The sequence below is a fragment of the Azospirillum brasilense genome, assembly GCF_022023855.1.
GTDB classification, from domain to species: domain Bacteria; phylum Pseudomonadota; class Alphaproteobacteria; order Azospirillales; family Azospirillaceae; genus Azospirillum; species Azospirillum brasilense_F.
On the sequence record NZ_CP059449.1, the window covers coordinates 1,777,650 to 1,793,576 of the forward strand.

Sequence of the window (15,927 nt, forward strand, 5' to 3'; positions counted from 1 at the left end):
ACATGAGCACCGAAGACACCCTGCTGTATCTGGACGGCGTGTCGGTCAGCTTCGACGGGTTCCGCGCGCTGAACAGCCTGTCGCTGGTCATCGAGCCGGGCGAGATGCGGGCGATCATCGGGCCGAACGGCGCCGGCAAGACGACCATGATGGACGTCATCACCGGCAAGACCCGGCCCGATACCGGCACCATCCTGTTCGAGGGCCGCACCGACCTGACCAGCCTGCGCGAGCCGGCCATCGCCAACCTGGGGATCGGCCGCAAGTTCCAGCGCCCCACCGTGTTCGAGATGCACACGGTCTGGGACAATCTGGAACTGTCGCTGAAGGCGCCGCGCCGTCCGCTGAAGACGCTGACCTACTCGGCCACGAAGGAGGACCGGGCGCGGATCGAGGAGATCCTCGACATCACCCGCCTGTCGCCGCGGCGCAACCGCCCGGCGGGCAGCCTGTCGCACGGCGAGAAGCAGTGGCTGGAGATCGGCATGCTGCTGGCCCAGGACCCGAAACTGCTGCTGGTCGACGAGCCGGTGGCCGGCATGACCGACGCGGAGACGGAACAGACCGCCCATCTGCTGAAGGACATCGCCGGCAAGCATTCGGTGATCGTCGTGGAGCACGACATGGTCTTCGTCCGCGAACTGGGTGTGAAGGTCACGGTGCTGCACGAGGGCTCGGTGCTGGCCGAAGGCTCGCTCGACACGGTGAGCGCCAACAAGCAGGTCATCGACGTCTATCTGGGTCGGTGACCGAACCACATTCCCCTCTCCCCTCTGGGGAGAGGGTCGGGGTGAGGGGGCGCCCGAAGGGCGGAAACGCAGCCTCATTGCAGAGCCTTTCCGGCCTGCGGCCGCCCCCTCATCCTAACCTTCTCCCCGGAGGGGAGAAGGGATTCAGGAGAAAAAAAAGCATGCTCGACGTACGGTCTGTCGATCTCCATTACGGCGCGGCGCAGGCGCTGCGCGGCGTGTCGCTGACGGCGGAGGTGGGAAAGGTCACCTGCCTGCTGGGGCGCAACGGCGTCGGCAAGTCCTCGCTGCTGCGCGCCATCGTCGGGCTGAAGCCGGTAACCGGCGGCACCATCGCCTGGGACGGCGGCGACATCACCAGGCTCGCCCCGTCGGAACGGGCGCGGCGCGGCATCGCCTATGTGCCGCAGGGGCGCGAGATCTTCCCGTTGCTGACGGTGCGGGAGAACCTGCTGACCGGCTACGCGCCGCTGAAGCGCGCCGACCGCTCGATCCCTGACGAGGTGTTCGAGCTGTTTCCGGTGCTGAAGTCCATGCTGGACCGCCGCGGCGGCGACCTGTCGGGCGGGCAGCAGCAGCAGCTCGCCATCGGGCGGGCGTTGGTGACGCGGCCCCGGCTTCTGGTGCTGGACGAGCCGACCGAGGGCATCCAGCCCAGCATCATTAAGGACATCGGGCGGGCCATCTCCTACCTGCGCGACAAGGGCACCATGGCGATCCTGCTGGTCGAGCAGTATTTCGAGTTCGCCCGCGATCTGGCCGACGACTGGGCGGTGATGGAACGCGGCGAGGTCATGCTGGCGGGCAGCCGCGACGGGCTGGAGGAGAGCGAGGTCCGGCGGTATCTCACCGTCTGACGCGCCGCCGTCCGGAGGGATCCTCGCGAAGGCGGAGCCGCGGTTTCGCCATCCTGTGCTTCCCGTGGCGGGAACCGGGAACGCCGCCTTCGCGAGGATGGCACCCCTGCGCTTTGTGGAGCTTGGCGCGGAACCGCGATGCGCTACCATCGGTGCCAGTCATTCACACCGAAGGCAGTTCCGAATGTCGAGCGTCCTGTCAGCCGACCCCGTTCTCCAGCAGGTTGACCGCGGTTTCGAAGACTCCCTGGGCCGCCTCTGCGACCTGCTGCGCATCCCCAGCGTCAGCACCGATCCGGCCTACAAGGGCGACGTGCGCCGCGCCGCGGACTGGCTGGTGCGCGAACTGAGCGGGCTGGGCTTCGACGGCTCCGTGCGCGAGACGGCCGGCCATCCCGCGGTCGTCGCCCACCATCCGGGGCCGGGCGGCTCCGATGTGCCGCACATCCTCTATTACGGCCATTACGACGTGCAGCCGGCGGAGCCGCTGGAGCTGTGGAACAGCCCGCCTTTCGAGCCGGCCATCGTCGAGGCCGAGCATGGCCGCCGCATCGTCGCCCGCGGCGCCGTGGACGACAAGGGTCAGGTGATGACCTTCATCGAGGCGTTTCGCGCCTGGCACGCCGTGCACGGCACCCTGCCGATCCGCGTGACCGTCCTGCTGGAGGGCGAGGAGGAGACCGGCAGCCCGAACTTGCTCCCCTTCCTGAAGGCCAATGCGGAGGAGCTGAAGGCCGACGTCTGCGTCATCACCGACACCAACGCCTGGAACATCGATACGCCGGCGATCACCACGCGGCTGCGCGGCCTGCTCTACGTCGAGGCGACGCTGCATGGGCCGAGCCACGACCTGCATTCCGGCATGTTCGGCGGCGCGGTGCTGAACCCGATCAACGCGCTGACCCGCATCCTCGGCCAGATCCACGACGAGGACGGCCGCGTCCGCTTCCCCGGCTTCTACGACGACGTGGCCGAGCCCACGGACGAGGAAAAGGCGATGTGGCGCGGCCTCGGCTTCGACGAGAGCGCCTTCCTGGCCGGCGTCGGGCTGAAGACCCCGGCGGGGGAGGCCGGGCGCAGCGCGCTGGAGCGGCTGTGGTCGCGCCCGACCTGCGACATCAACGGCATCTGGGGCGGCTACACGGGCGAAGGCTCCAAGACGGTCATCGCGTCCAAGGCGTCGGCCAAGCTGTCCTGCCGCCTCGTGCCGGCCCAGGACCCGGAGAAGATCCTGGCCGGCATCCGCAGCTTCCTGGAGGAGCGCACACCAGCCAACGGGCGGTGGGAGATCAAGGTGTTCGGTCGCTCGCCGGGTGTCCAGGTACCGACCGACAGCCCCTATCTGCGCGCCGCCATGGCGGGGCTGGGCGACGTCTTCGCCAACAAGCCGGCACTGGTCGGCAGCGGCGGCTCGATCCCGGTCGGCGGCTACATCCGGCAGGCGCTGGGCTTCGATTCGATCTTCGTCGGCTTCGGGCTTGAGGATGACCGCATCCATTCGCCCAACGAGAAGTTCGAGGTGAAGTGCCTGCACAATGGCATCCGCTCGCACGCGGCCATGCTGGCGCGCTTCGCCGCTCTCTGATCCGTCCCGGTCCGCAATTATTTGTGGTTCAGCCCGCGGCTGCGCATCACGCGCCCGCGGGCTTTTTTGCGCCTTTGGCATCCACTGGCGATCCGTGATGCCTCCGGCGAAACAAACGTTTCTCAAGTGAGAAACTTTACAAAACCACCAATGTAATAAATGAAGAAAAAAAAGTTTTAAGCTTTTATAATACTTTAATAGTTAGTTTACTTATGATGTGAGATAAACAGTGAGGCGAGTGCAGTACCGGTTGGTATCGGCGCGCGGAGAAGAGTGTCAAAAAGCCTTATGGCCTAGATTAAAAGGAATCATGAGCCCGCTGTCGACGTAAAGCGTGTGAGATTTGCGCTCCTGCTTTGGGGAAGCTCTTGCGTAATCTGCAGCCCTGTCGGTATCGCGCGTGTCGTGGTCGGAAACTCCCTTAAAAAACGCGTTGCAGACAATAAAAAACTAAGTTATGCACAAGGTGGCGCGCTGCTTTGCTCGGGAATTCTTGGAGGGAATGTCGCATGTCCGTTCTATCGAACATCACGATAAAAGCGAAGATCGTGTCTTCGTTTTCCATACTCGTCATGTTCATCATCGCATTGGGTCTTTTCAGCATAGACCGCATTTCGACGGTGAATGACGCGGGGAAGGACATCCGCGACAACTGGCTGCCGAGCGTCGGCGAGATTGCCCGGATGACCGATTATTTCGAGTTCTACCGGATTCTGGAGTCCGCGCACATTCTATCCACCGAGCCTGCCCAGCAGGCCGAGGAGGAGAAAACCATGGCGGCGACCCTGGAGAACTTCCAGGACGCGGTTCGCAAATATGAATCCATGCTGACCCCCGGCTACGAGACCGAAACGTTCCAGAAGCTCATGGACCATTGGGAGCGTTACCAGGAACTGAGCCAGCGAAAATTGCTTCCGTTGTCCCGGGACGATCGCAACGACGAGGCGGCCGCACTCTACAAAGGCGAATCGCGCGTCGAGTTCCGCAAGGCCCAGGGGGTCATGCGCGACCTCATCCAATTCAACATCCGCAACGGCCGCATCGCCGCCGATCAGGGCGAGGCGACCTACGGGTCGAGCAAGACCCTGCTCATCGCCGCGATCTCCGTCGTGACACTCCTCGGCGCCGTGATGGGGCTGCTGATCATCGCCGGCGTCTCAAAGCCGATCCAACAGCTCACCGGGGTGATGAACCGCTTGGCGGGGCGCGAGCTGACGGTCGCCGTGGACGGTGCGCAGCGCAAGGACGAGTTGGGTGCCATGGCCCGCGCCGTCCAGGTCTTCAAGGACGGGCTGATCGAGGCGGACCGGCTGGCCGCCGCCCAGGCGGCGGAACAGGCGACCAAGCAGCGCCGGTCGGAAGCCGTGGAGCGGCTGGTGAACCGCTTCGGGGACTCCTCCGCGGCCTCCCTGCGCACGGTGGCCGCCGCAGCCTCGGAGCTGGACGCCACCGCCCACAGCATGACCTCCATGGCCGAGCGGACAAACATCCAGGCGACCACCGTCCAGGCGGCGGCGGAGCAGACCAGCGCCAACGTCCAGACCGTCGCCTCGGCCACCGAGGAGATGGCCAGCTCCATCCGCGAGATCGCGACGCAGGTGTCGCGCTCCTCGCAGATCGCCGGACAGGCGGTGGAGCAGGCGACCCGCACCAACGAGACGGTGCGCGGTCTGGTCGAGGCCGCGCAGAAGATCGGCGAGGTGGTCAGTCTCATCACCAACATCGCCAGCCAGACCAACCTGCTGGCGCTCAACGCCACCATCGAGGCGGCCCGCGCGGGCGAGGCCGGCAAGGGCTTCGCCGTCGTCGCCGGCGAGGTGAAGCATCTCGCCTCCCAGACCGCCAAGGCGACCGACGAGATCGCCGCCCAGATCGCTGCCATCCAGGGCGCGACCGACGGGGCGGTGCGCGACATCTCGGCCATCGGCGGCATCATCGGCCAGATCAACGAGATCTCCACGGCCATCGCCGCGGCCATCGAGGAGCAGGGCGCCGCGACCAACGAGATCTCCCGCAACGTCCAGGAGGCCGCAGCGGGCACCCATCAGGTTTCCGGCAGCATCACAGAGGTCACGATGGCCGCGGGCGAGACCGGTGCCGCCGCCGGTCAGGTGATGAGCGCGTCGGGCGAACTGGCCCGCCAGTCGGAAACGCTGCGCAAGGAGATCGAGAGCTTCCTGGCGGAGATCAAGGCCGCCTGAGCGGCCGCGGCTCGGGTTGGCGGTTCGGCAGGATCGACATGCGAAAACGGCGGGCGACCCCAGGGGCGCCCGCCGTTTTCGTGCTTGGCTTACCGGTCAGTGCGGCTTCAGCGCCTCGACCACCTGCATGTGGCCCTGCAGCGCGCCGAGGGTGAGGGCGGAGTTGCCGGCGGTGTCCATGCGGAACGGGTTGGCGCCATGCTCCACCAGCATCCGGGCCACCCGGTCGTGGCCGTTGTTGGCGGCGTACATCAGGGCCGACCAGCCGTGGCTGGCCACCCGGTCCACCGACACGCCGCGGTCGACCAGGATCTTTACGACTCCGTCATGGCCGCGGGCCGCGGCGGCCATCAGGGCGGTCTTGCCGTCATCGTTGGTGGCGTCGAGTTCGGCGCCGGCGGCGGCCAGCGCGTGGATCACCGCCTCGTGCCCGCCCCAGGCGGCGTACATCACCGCGGTGGCGCCGTCGGCGGTGCGCAGCTCCGTCTTGGCCCGGCGGTCGATCAGCAGCCGCACCGCGTCGGTCAGCCCCTGCTCGGAGGCCAGCATCAGCAAGGTCTTGCCGTTGTCCACCCGCTTGTTCGGATCGGCGCCGCCGTCCAGCGCGCGTTTCAGCTCGTCGGTGCGGTGCATCAGGGCGATGGCGCCGTCACGGCTGTCCAGTCCGGGCCGGACCTCCGCGTTGGCCGGGGGCGCCGACGGGGTGCCGGACGCGGCGGCGGCTCCTACGGAGGCGGTGGTGGCGGGAAGCACGCGCCCTTCACCGGCCGCCTTGATGCGGTCGCGCAGGTCGCCGGTGTTTGGGGCGACGATCAGGGCGCGCTCGTAGAAGCGCCGCGCCTCGTCCCAATTGCCGTCGCGCTCCGCCAGCGAGGCCCAGCGGCGGTAGGTCTCCTCCATGGTCGTCAGAAGCTCCTGGATCTCCGGCGTCGCCGGAGCGATCTCACGCAGGCGCGACACCGTCTCGTAGGCGTTGTTGTTCGGCGGGGTGGTCAGGAGCTTGGCGGCGATCTGCCGGCGGGCCTGATCGACCAGGGTGCGGACGCGTGGGTTCAGGCCATTGTCGCTGGCCGAGAAGGGCGTGGACGCCGTGGGGGGCGCGGGCTGGGGCATCGCCGGGGCGGCCATCTGGGGCGCCGGCTCATCGACCAGCGGCGGCAGGGTGGCGGAACCGGTCGGGCCTTCGCTCTGCTCCGTGCGGTATTCCGTCGCCCGCGGCTTGGGCGGTTGGGCGTGCTCCGCGGCCAGTGGATCGGCCACCGGCACCGGCGGCTTCGGCGCCTGGGCCGCCGGTGCGACGGCCGGCTGCTCCGGCTTCGCCGCGATGGTCGGGGTCGGGGCCTGGGCCGGGGTCAGCGCTTGGGTCGGCGTCGGGTTCGGGGCCGGCGTGGCGTTCGGGGCCGGCGTGGCGTTCATGGTGCGCGCGGCGGGCGGCGGAGCGTCGGCCCTGGTCGGCGCCGGACCTGCTACCGGCACACCCGCCTCGGCAGGGAGGGAGGCGAGGTAGGGGTTTTGCGGCCGGGCAATCGCCAGCGTGTCGGGGCCGCGGCTGCCCAGGCTGGGCTCGTCGGCGAACGGGTTGTGCACCCGCTCCGTCACGAAGCCGCGGAGGTCCTGCCAGCCCTGCCGGGCGTAATCGAGCGCCCGTTCGGGCGTCGCCCCGGGAAAGGTCAGGGCGACGCCGGCTCCAGCGGCACCCAGCAGGATCAGCGTGGTGATCGCTGCTCCGGCCAGCGCGGCACGGCGGCGCGGGCGCTTGGCGGGCAGATCGGCGACCGGGGCACCGGTTTCCGGGATCGTCCAGCCGTCCGGCGCGTCCCAATCGTTGGCCGGCCAGTCGTTGGCGTCGCGCTCCGCGGCGCGGCGGGGCGGCGGCGGAGCGGCGCGCGGCGGCGCAGCCACCGGCCTGGAGGCAGGGGCGACGGAAGGGTCGGCGGAGGGGATGGCGGCGGTGGGGGCGACGGACGGGCCGGCGCCGGGCGTCATGCGGTAGATCACGCCGAGTTCGCGCACCGCCTCGGCCAGTCCGGGGCGGGCCAGGGTCCGTTCCATCTCCGGCGTGCCGCAGAGAAGAACCTGGAGGAAACGCCCGCTCGGCGTCTCGGAGCGGGTGAGGTCGATCAGGTCGGCCAGCGTCGGGGCGGCCAGGACGCCCGCGTTCTCCACCGCCAGCAGGCCGGTGCCGGCGAGGTCGAGCCGCTCCTCCAGTTCCTCGATCAGCGTGTCGAAATCGCGGTCGTCGCTGTCGGAGGGCAAGGCGGCGTCGCCGGCGGCGGACACCAGATCCTCCACCTGCGCCCCGGCGCTGGCGGCGACCGGAAGAACCAGCGCCCCGTCGGAGCCGACCTGCTCGACGAGTTGGTGGAAGACCGCGGCCCGTCCGGACCCGGCCTCGCCGACCAGCACCAACAGCCGCTTGCGCGCCAGCAGGGCCAGGAGAAGGCCGTCAAAGACCTCCGTCTGGTCGGGGCGCAGGCCGGCGGCCTGGGGTTGGGGCTTCGCCTTCGCCGCAGAGCGATTCGAGGATGGCGTGGCTTTCGGAGCGGAACGGTCCATGGGGGCGCGCGCAATCCAATTGATGGGACGTGACACTCCTGACTCTAGTGGTCCGCCGTCGTCCTGCGACGGTGCAAAGGGACGGGACCGCCACCTCTTATGGAGGAGGCGCGCGTTGGGATGGCTGATTCGGGCGGAGGGCTGCGCTATAGGGAGGGCTGCTTTTCCACCCCCTTCACTGTCCACCCGCGCTGGGAGTCCGTCATGGGCATGGGTCCGATGCGAATCGGCGTCGATCTGGGCGGCACTAAGATCGCCGCCACCCTCCTGGCACCCGACGGGACGGAGCGGGCGCGGCACCGCGCCGACACGCCGCGCGGCTATGCGGAGACGCTGCAGGCGCTGGCCGGCACCGTGGTGGCGCTGGAGGAGCGGGCGGGCTGCCGGGACGCCACGGTCGGCCTGTGCCTGCCCGGCATCGTCGACGCCGCCGCGGGCACCGTTCACGCGGTCAACCTGCCCTGGCTGGACGGGCGGCCCTTCGCCGCGGACCTGTCGCGAACGCTGGGCCGTCCGGTGCGGATCGCCAACGACGCCAACGCCTTCGTCCTGTCGGAGGCGGTGGATGGGGCCGCCGCCGGGGCGCCGCTGGTCTTCGGGATCATCCTGGGCACCGGGGTCGGCGGCGGGATCGTTGCGGACCGGCGCATCCTGCCCGGTGCCAACGCGCTCGCCGGTGAGTGGGGGCACAACCCGCTGCCCTGGCGGGTGGCGGAGGACGGTCCGCCCGTGCCCTGTGGCTGCGGGCGGGAGGGCTGCATCGAGACGCTGCTGTGCGGCGCCGGTCTGGCGCGCCTGCATCTCTGGCGGACTGGGGAGACGCTGACTCCGCCGGAGGTCGCCGCCCGCGCCGCGGCCGGCGACGCGCCGGCGCGGGCGACGCTGGACCGCCATGCCGACGCGCTGGCCCGCGCGCTGGCCGCCGTCATCAATCTGCTGGACCCCGACGTGGTGACGGTCGGCGGCGGCCTGTCGGAGCTGCCGGGGCTGTTCGAGGCCGTGCCGGCCCGGTGGGGACGCTGGGCGCTGAGCCCGGCCCCCCGCACCCGCTTCCTCCGGGCGCGCCATGGCGCCGAAAGCGGTATGCGCGGCGCGGCGTGGCTTTGGCCCAAGGAGTGATCCCTTCGGCCGATGTTTCGAAATTGGCGCGGCTTTTGCTCTATACCCTCCGACACGGAAGGGAGAGGGCCCATGTTCGGCTTCATCACGGGATTTCAGAAGGGGCGGCGCGGGTCTTCGCTGCAAACTGCAAATCAAAATGCCTATCGCAATATGCAGAAGGCGGCGCCGTCGCATCCTGCAAACGGCGTAATGGCCAAACGTCAGTTGGAGGAGGCCTGCGTCCTTCTTCAGGACGCCGCTGACGACCTGGAGTCGGTCCTGTCGGGAATGCCGATGCCCGCCGGCCGGGCCGACCTGAACGAGGCGATCGGAACGATCATGGAGACGTTGAGGCTGGTCGCCTCCGCCCATGCGCGGCTGGAACACCCGCAGATCCAAGGCGGCGCGCTGGCCGACTGACGGCTCCGTTCTGTGGCCGAATTGATGGGTCGGAAACGCGAAAGGGCGGCTCCACCGGGGAGCCGCCCTTTCGCTTGTCCGGATGCCCGGACCCCGATCACTCGGAAACGGTCTGCCAGAAGAAGAACACGACGGCCAGAACCATCAGGGCGATGTCCATGGGTAAATCTCCTCGATGCTGCGTATGAGGGTCAAAATTCTGCGGCCTCTATACGACAGATTTGCGCGTGCGTGCAGGGGGTGTTTCACGGAACGGCCATTTTGCCGCTGATCCAGGTCGCCCGCACCCGCAGCCGCTCGTCGAGATGCACGAGGTCGGCGACCAAGCCGGGCCGGATGCGGCCGCGCCGTCCCGCCATCCCCATGAAATCGGCCGGGTAGGCGGAGGCCATGCGCAGCGCCTCGTCCAGCGGGATGCCGATTCGTTCCACGGCGTTGCGCACCGCCGTCGCCATGTCCAGGGCGGAACCGGCCAGCGTGCCGTCGGCGGTGACGCAACGCCCGTCCTCCACCCGGATGTCCTCGCCGTAGAGCTGGAAATTGCCGGCCGGTTGATCTTCGGGAGCGCCGACCGGTGGCATCGCGTCGGTTACCAGGAACAGCCGGCCGGGGGCCTTCGCCTTCCAGGCCAGACGGACGGAGGCGTCATGGACATGGTGTCCATCGACGATGATCCCGCACCAGACCGCATCGTCCTCCAGCGCGGCCCCGACCATGCCGGGCTCGCGGGAGCCGAGCGGGCTCATGGCGTTGAACAGGTGGGTCACCCCGGTGATGCCCGCGGCGAAGCCGGCCTTGGCCTGAGCCCAGGTGGCGGTGCTGTGGCCGGCGGCGATGCGCAGGCCGGCGGCGGCGAGCCGGCGGATCGGCTCTGGCGGAACCGCCTCCGGCGCCAGCGTGACCAGGGCTGGCAGGCCGGAGAGGCCGCCGAGCAGGGCGAGGTCGTCCGCGTCGGGGGGCGCGATGAAGCGCGCGTCGTGGACGCCGCGGCGTTCCGGCGCGATGTGCGGGCCTTCCAGATGGATGCCGAGCACGCCGGGCATCCCCTCCGCCAGAGCGGCGCGCACCGCGGCCACCGCGGCGGCGCGCGTCTCGGTCGAGTCGGTGATGAGGGTGGGCAGCAGGCCGGTGGTGCCGAACCGGCGGTGCGCCTTGGCGATGCGGCGCAGCGTCGGCAGGTCGGGCGTGTCGTTGAACAGCGCGCCGCCACCGCCGTTCACCTGGAGGTCGATGAATCCGGGGGCGAGGATGCCGCCGCCCAGATCGATCACCTCGGCCTCCGGCGGAATCGCCTCGGGCGCGACGATGGCGGCGATGGCCGGGCCGTCAATCAGCAGGGCGGCGCCCGCCAGCACCGAGTCGCCGGTATGGAGCGTGGCGTTGACCAGCGCCTTGAACGGCCGGTCGTCGGCGGGGCTGTGTGCGTGATTCAAGTCGGCACCCGGTGGTTGCGGCGGGGATCGGCGGTGGGCCGACAGGAAAACCCGGCGGGGCCGACGGTGCAAGAGCGCGTCGTGGGAGCAAAACCCTTTCATCTGTGCGGATTATGCCGCTGGATTTGTTGGGGTATGGTGTTTGTTAGGGATTGCCAGAAGGGACAGGTTTCTGGCAGAAAAAAGGCCGCTGACGAACAGCGGCCTGAGTTTAGGGAGGAAACGCCCAAGAAGGGCGAAGCAGCAATCTCTTGCTGCGCTGCAAAATTAACAAAGATCTCAGGCGGGTGAAAACCCCGAAGCAATGGCCCCTTGCGGGGCCGTTGCTTTTTCCGGGGTCGCTGTGACCGAAGAGTCACAATCGTATCGGGTGCGATAACGTCGTTGGTTAACGCATCCGGACCTGATGGCGCGCTTGCCCGTTGTTCCGATCATGCGCCGGCGCGACAGCGCCCACCGACGATGCCCCGGACACGAAGGAGAGCCGCCCGTGACCGACCAGCACCCCCCTGCTTCCACCGAAGGCAAGCCGTCGGCGCTCGTCCGGTTCGACGCCTTCGCGGCGATGCTGGGCGACCGGCGGCCCGCCGTCTTCCTCGACTATGACGGCACCCTGACGCCCATCGTGGAGCGGCCCGAACTGGCGATCCTCGACGAGTCCGTGCGCGCGGTGATCCGGCGGCTGGCCGGGCTGTGCCCGGTGGCGGTGGTCAGCGGGCGTGATCTGGAGGATGTGGCCCGCCATGTCGGGATCGACGATCTGATCTACGCCGGCAGCCACGGCTTCGACATCCGCGGCCCCGGCCTGCGCACCCAGATCGGCGAGGAGTATCTGGGCGACCTCGACGTGGCCGAAGCAGACCTGCTGCGGCGCCTGCACGGCGTCGAGGGCGCGCTGGTCGAGCGCAAGCGCTTCGCCATTGCCATCCACACCCGGCGGGTGGTCCCGGACCGCAAGGCGTCGGTCGGCGACGCGGTGCGGGACGTTGCTGCCGCCTTTACGGACCTGCGCGTCACCGGCGGCAAGGAGATCCACGAGTTGCGGCCCAACGTCCCCTGGGACAAGGGCAAGGCGGTCCTGTCGCTGCTCGACACCCTGGGTCTGGCGGGACCGGAGACGCTGCCGCTCTACCTCGGCGACGACGAGACGGACGAGGACGCCTTCCGCGCCCTGGCGGCCCGTGGAGAAGGACGGGGCGTCGGCATTCGCGTCATGGACCCGCCAGCCCCCAGCGCCGCCGGATGGAGCCTGAAGGACCCCGCGGAAGCCGGCGCCTTTCTCGACCGTCTGGCCGTCTGGCTGGCGGAGGGCTGAACCAGCCCGCCGGTCCCCACAGTCGGGTCCCCATCGCTTTTCCGCCGAAAAAGGGGTAGGATGGTCGCCGATCAATCGAGGGGTTCCACCATGGACATCGGCGCGCTCGGCGCACCGCGGATGCCGTCCCTGCAAGACGCCCAGGCCTCGGCCCTGGCGGGGCTTCAGGGCGCCCAGTCCCGCGCCGACGAGGCGGGCGCGCAGCTCGCCGCCGGCAACCTCGACCCGGCGGTGGTGGTCAGCCTCTCCTCGGCCCAGACCGACTTCGCCGCCAACGTCAAAGTCATGCAGGCCGCGCAGGAGAACACCAAGCGCGTCCTCGACATGCTGGTGTGAGTCTTCAGACCGCCAGATAGGCCCGGCGCACCGTTTCATCCTCCAGCAGCGTTCGCATCGGGCCTTCGAAACGGATCTGCCCCTTCTCGATGACGCTCGCCCGGTCGGCGACCGCGGCGGCAAAAGCGAGATTCTGCTCCGACACCAGAATCGACAGCCCCTCGGCCTTCAGGGCGCGCAGGGCGTGGGCCATCTGCTGCACGATGCGCGGGGCCAGCCCCTCCGACGGTTCGTCGAGCAGCAGGAGCGACGGGTTGCCCATCAGGGTGCGGGCGAGCGTCAGCATCTGCTGCTCGCCGCCGCTCATCCGCCCGCCGCGGCGGCCCCGCATCTCGGCAAGGTTGGGGAAGAGGGCGTAGAGCCGCTCCGGCGTCCAGTGGGGCGCTCCGTCGCGGGGCGGCTGGCGGCCGACCTCCAGGTTCTCCTCCACCGTCAGGTCGGTGAAGACGCGGCGGTCCTCCGGCACGTAGCCGAGGCCGAGCCGCGCGATGCGGTGCGGCGGCAGGACGGAGACGTCGCGTCCATCGAAGGCCACCGTGCCGGAACGCCGGTCGAGCAGGCCCATGATCGCCTTCATGGTCGTGGTCTTGCCTGCGCCGTTGCGGCCCATCAGGGCGACCACCTCGCCCCGGCCCACCGCCAGATCGACTCCGGTCAGGATGTGGGCGCGCCCGTACCAGGCCTGGAGCCCACGAACGCTCAGAAGGGGCTGGCCGGTCATGCCGCACCTCCCAGATAGACGGCCTGCACCCGCGGGTCGGCGCGCACGGCGTCGGGCGTGCCCTCGGCGATCAGCTGGCCGCGGTCGAGCACGATGATGCGGGTGGCGTGGCCGAACACGACGTCCATGTCATGCTCCGTGAACAGAACGGCGAGCCCGCGCTCGCGGACGAGGGAGGAGGTCAGCGCCATCAGCTCCTGCCGCTCGCCGGGGGCCATGCCGGCGGTGGGTTCGTCCATCAGCAGGACCTTCGGGGCGCCGGCCAGCGCCATGGCGAGTTCGACGCGCTTCAGGTCGCCATAGGCCAGCACGCCGCAGGGCCGCTCCGCCTGGGCGCCCATGCCGACGCGCTCCAGCAGGGCCATCGCCTCGTCGCGGAACCCGGAGGCCGCTGGGACCCACAGCCCGAACAGGCGCCTGTGGACGGAGAGGAGGACCATCTGCACGTTCTCGCGCACCGTCATCGAGGCGAAGGTGGCGGTGATCTGGAAGGTGCGGCCGACGCCCATCCGCCAGATGCGGCGCGGCGGCAGACCGACGATGTCCACCCCGTCCAGCCGCACCGTGCCCGCGTCGGGCCGCAGCTGGCCGTTCAGCAGGTTGAAGCAGGTCGTCTTGCCGGCGCCGTTCGGCCCGATCAGCGCCAGAACCTCCCCGGCGTCCAGCGCGAAGGACACGCCGCGCACGGCCTGCACGCCGCCGAAGGCCCGTTGGAGATTTTCTACAGAGAGGCGGCGGCTCATGAGTCCCTCCCGCGGATCCACAGGTCGCGGACGAAGCCGGCGACGCCCTTGGGGAAGGCGAGCACCAGCACCAGGATGACGGCGCCCAGGACCAGCCGCCACCAGTCGGTCCGGCTCATCGCCTCGGTCTCCAGCAGGTGGAACAGGGCGGCGCCCACCACCGGGCCGCTCAGCGTCTGAATGCCGCCCATCAGCACCATGACCAGCGCGTCCACAGACACCGGAACGGCCATCAGGGTGGGAAAGACGCTGCCCTTGGCGAAGGCGTAGAGCCCGCCGGCCAGCCCGGCGGCGGAGCCGGCCAGGGCGAAGCTCAGCCACTGGTGCCGCCGAACGTCGATTCCCACCGATTCGGCGCGCAGCGCGGAGTCGCGCCCGGCGCGCAGCGTGTAGCCGAAGGGCGCGAAAGCGGCGCGGCGCAGCAGCAGCAGCGCGCCGCCGGCCAGTGCCAGCGTCAGCCAGTAATAGGCCGCCTTGCTAGCCGCCCAGTCCGGCGGCCAGACGCCGAGGATGCCGTTGTCGCCCCCGGTGACGCCGTACCACTGGAAGGTCACCGACCAGACGATCTGGGCGAAGGCCAGCGTGAGCATGGCGAAGTAGAGGCCCGACCGCCGCACGCAGAACCATCCCGCGGCCAGCGCTCCCAGCCCGGCGACCAGAGGAGCGGCGGCCAGCGCCAGCGGCATGGGGGCGGCCAGATGCTTGACCAGCAGGGCAGCGCCGTACGCTCCAAGCCCGAAATAGGCGGCGTGCCCGAAGGAGACGAGGCCGCCCAGCCCGATCAGCAGATGCAGGCTGGCCGCCAGCAGCGCCAGGATCACCACCTCGGTCAGCACGATCAGCGCGTAGTCGCCGGCGACCAGCGGCACCGCGGCCAGCAGGGCGAGCAGCAGGGCGGGCGCCCAGCGCGCCGCGTCGGCCGCGGCGATCAGCGGCGGGCCGGGGCTGGCGGCGGTCGGCGGCGCGTCCTCCGCCCGGCCGAGCAGGCCATAGGGGCGGATGACCAGCACCACCGCCATGAACAGGAAGACCAGGACCAGCGTGATCTGCGGAAAGACCAGGATGCCGAAGGCCTGCAACTGCCCGATCAGCAGCGAGGCGACGAAGGCCCCAGGCAGGCTGCCCATGCCGCCGACCACGACGACGACGAAGGCCTCGACCACGATGGCCATGTCCATGTGCAGGTTCACCGCCTCGCGCGGGACCTGAAGGGCGCCGCCGAGCCCGGCCAGCGCCGACCCCAGGAACAGCACCCCGGTGAACAGCCGCGCCGGATCGACGCCGAGCGCCGAGGCCATGTCGCGGTCCTGAGTCGCCGCGCGAACCAGCGTGCCCCAGCGCGTGCGGTTGAACAGCAGCCAGAGCAGACCCAGCACCAGCGGCCCCAGCCCGATCAGCACGAGGTCGTAGAGCGGGAAGGGCTGGTCCAGGATGTCCACGGAGCCCCGCAGCCCCGGCGCCCGCCGGCCGAGCAGATCCTCCGACCCCCAGATCCAGGAGGCGGCGTCCTGCACCACCAGCACCACGCCGAAGGTGGCGAGAAGCTGGAACAGCTCCGGCGAGCGGTAGAGGCGGCGCAGCAGCCCGACCTCCATCAGCGCGCCGAGCAAGCCGACCGCCAGCGAGGCCGCAGCCACGGCGCCCCAGAAGCCCAGCGGCGTGGTCCCCCAACGCTCCACCAGCGTCCAGCCGAGATAGGCGCCCAGCATGTAGAAGGAGCCGTGCGCGAAATTCACGATCCGCGTCACGCCGAACACGATGGTCAGCCCGGACGACACCAGGAACAGCGTCGCTGCCGTGGCGAGGCCGCTGAGGAATTGCACGAGGTAGAAGGACATCGGCTCTTTCGGCAGGTTCGGCGGGAGCAAGGGCTTGCCCCCTCCCTAGCCCTCACTCGCTCTTGGCGGACC

13 protein-coding genes are annotated in these 15,927 nt (G+C 69.6%); 8 read left to right on the top strand and 5 right to left on the bottom strand.

The window, feature by feature from the left end; translation table 11 throughout:
* Positions 1-2: 2 nt before the first annotated feature.
* The 4 genes from urtD (at position 3) to H1Q64_RS08385 (ending at position 5,392) form a co-directional block, all read left to right on the top strand.
* Entirely contained in the window at positions 3-749 is a 747-nt protein-coding gene (urtD, locus tag H1Q64_RS08370; RefSeq protein WP_237903150.1) for an urea ABC transporter ATP-binding protein UrtD, read from the top strand.
* Between the two features lie 161 nt (positions 750-910).
* Complete coding sequence (gene urtE / locus H1Q64_RS08375; protein ID WP_035675129.1) at positions 911-1,606, top strand: urea ABC transporter ATP-binding subunit UrtE; 696 nt, start codon at positions 911-913, stop codon at positions 1,604-1,606.
* A gap of 184 nt (positions 1,607-1,790) precedes the next feature.
* On the top strand, positions 1,791-3,191 hold the full coding sequence (locus H1Q64_RS08380; RefSeq protein WP_237903151.1) for a M20/M25/M40 family metallo-hydrolase: 1,401 nt from the start codon (positions 1,791-1,793) through the stop codon (positions 3,189-3,191).
* A gap of 509 nt (positions 3,192-3,700) precedes the next feature.
* A complete protein-coding gene (locus tag H1Q64_RS08385; RefSeq protein ID WP_237903152.1) occupies positions 3,701-5,392 on the top strand; it encodes a methyl-accepting chemotaxis protein in 1,692 nt (563 codons plus the stop codon).
* Positions 5,393-5,488: 96 nt separating this feature from the next.
* Here H1Q64_RS08385 and H1Q64_RS33805 read toward each other — a convergent pair whose 3' ends face one another.
* Positions 5,489-7,948, bottom strand: a complete 2,460-nt coding sequence (locus tag H1Q64_RS33805) for an ankyrin repeat domain-containing protein (RefSeq protein ID WP_269145331.1) — start codon at positions 7,946-7,948, stop codon at positions 5,489-5,491.
* A 219-nt stretch (positions 7,949-8,167) separates the two neighbouring features.
* Between H1Q64_RS33805 and H1Q64_RS08395 the strand changes: the two genes are divergently transcribed.
* Both H1Q64_RS08395 and H1Q64_RS08400 read left to right on the top strand, forming a co-directional pair.
* A complete protein-coding gene (locus tag H1Q64_RS08395) occupies positions 8,168-9,067 on the top strand; it encodes an ROK family protein (protein ID WP_237904926.1) in 900 nt (299 codons plus the stop codon).
* Between the two features lie 72 nt (positions 9,068-9,139).
* Positions 9,140-9,469, top strand: a complete 330-nt coding sequence (locus tag H1Q64_RS08400) for a hypothetical protein (protein WP_237903153.1) — start codon at positions 9,140-9,142, stop codon at positions 9,467-9,469.
* A 245-nt stretch (positions 9,470-9,714) separates the two neighbouring features.
* Here H1Q64_RS08400 and nagA read toward each other — a convergent pair whose 3' ends face one another.
* On the bottom strand, positions 9,715-10,902 hold the full coding sequence (nagA, locus tag H1Q64_RS08405) for an N-acetylglucosamine-6-phosphate deacetylase (RefSeq protein ID WP_237903154.1): 1,188 nt from the start codon (positions 10,900-10,902) through the stop codon (positions 9,715-9,717).
* Positions 10,903-11,392: 490 nt separating this feature from the next.
* Between nagA and otsB the strand changes: the two genes are divergently transcribed.
* A complete protein-coding gene (gene otsB, locus H1Q64_RS08410) occupies positions 11,393-12,217 on the top strand; it encodes a trehalose-phosphatase (RefSeq protein WP_237903155.1) in 825 nt (274 codons plus the stop codon).
* A 90-nt stretch (positions 12,218-12,307) separates the two neighbouring features.
* Positions 12,308-12,553, top strand: a complete 246-nt coding sequence (locus H1Q64_RS08415) for a hypothetical protein (RefSeq protein ID WP_137104227.1) — start codon at positions 12,308-12,310, stop codon at positions 12,551-12,553.
* Between the two features lie 4 nt (positions 12,554-12,557).
* Here H1Q64_RS08415 and H1Q64_RS08420 read toward each other — a convergent pair whose 3' ends face one another.
* From H1Q64_RS08420 to H1Q64_RS08430, 3 genes are read right to left on the bottom strand one after another with little or no spacing between them, the layout of a single operon-like run.
* On the bottom strand, positions 12,558-13,274 hold the full coding sequence (locus tag H1Q64_RS08420) for an ABC transporter ATP-binding protein (protein ID WP_237903156.1): 717 nt from the start codon (positions 13,272-13,274) through the stop codon (positions 12,558-12,560).
* A complete protein-coding gene (locus H1Q64_RS08425) occupies positions 13,271-14,017 on the bottom strand; it encodes an ABC transporter ATP-binding protein (protein WP_237903157.1) in 747 nt (248 codons plus the stop codon). Before H1Q64_RS08425 ends, H1Q64_RS08420 begins: the two co-directional genes overlap by 4 nt.
* On the bottom strand, positions 14,014-15,855 hold the full coding sequence (locus tag H1Q64_RS08430) for an ABC transporter permease (RefSeq protein WP_237904927.1): 1,842 nt from the start codon (positions 15,853-15,855) through the stop codon (positions 14,014-14,016). The genes H1Q64_RS08425 and H1Q64_RS08430 overlap by 4 nt, the downstream gene beginning before the upstream one ends.
* Positions 15,856-15,927 lie beyond the last annotated feature (72 nt).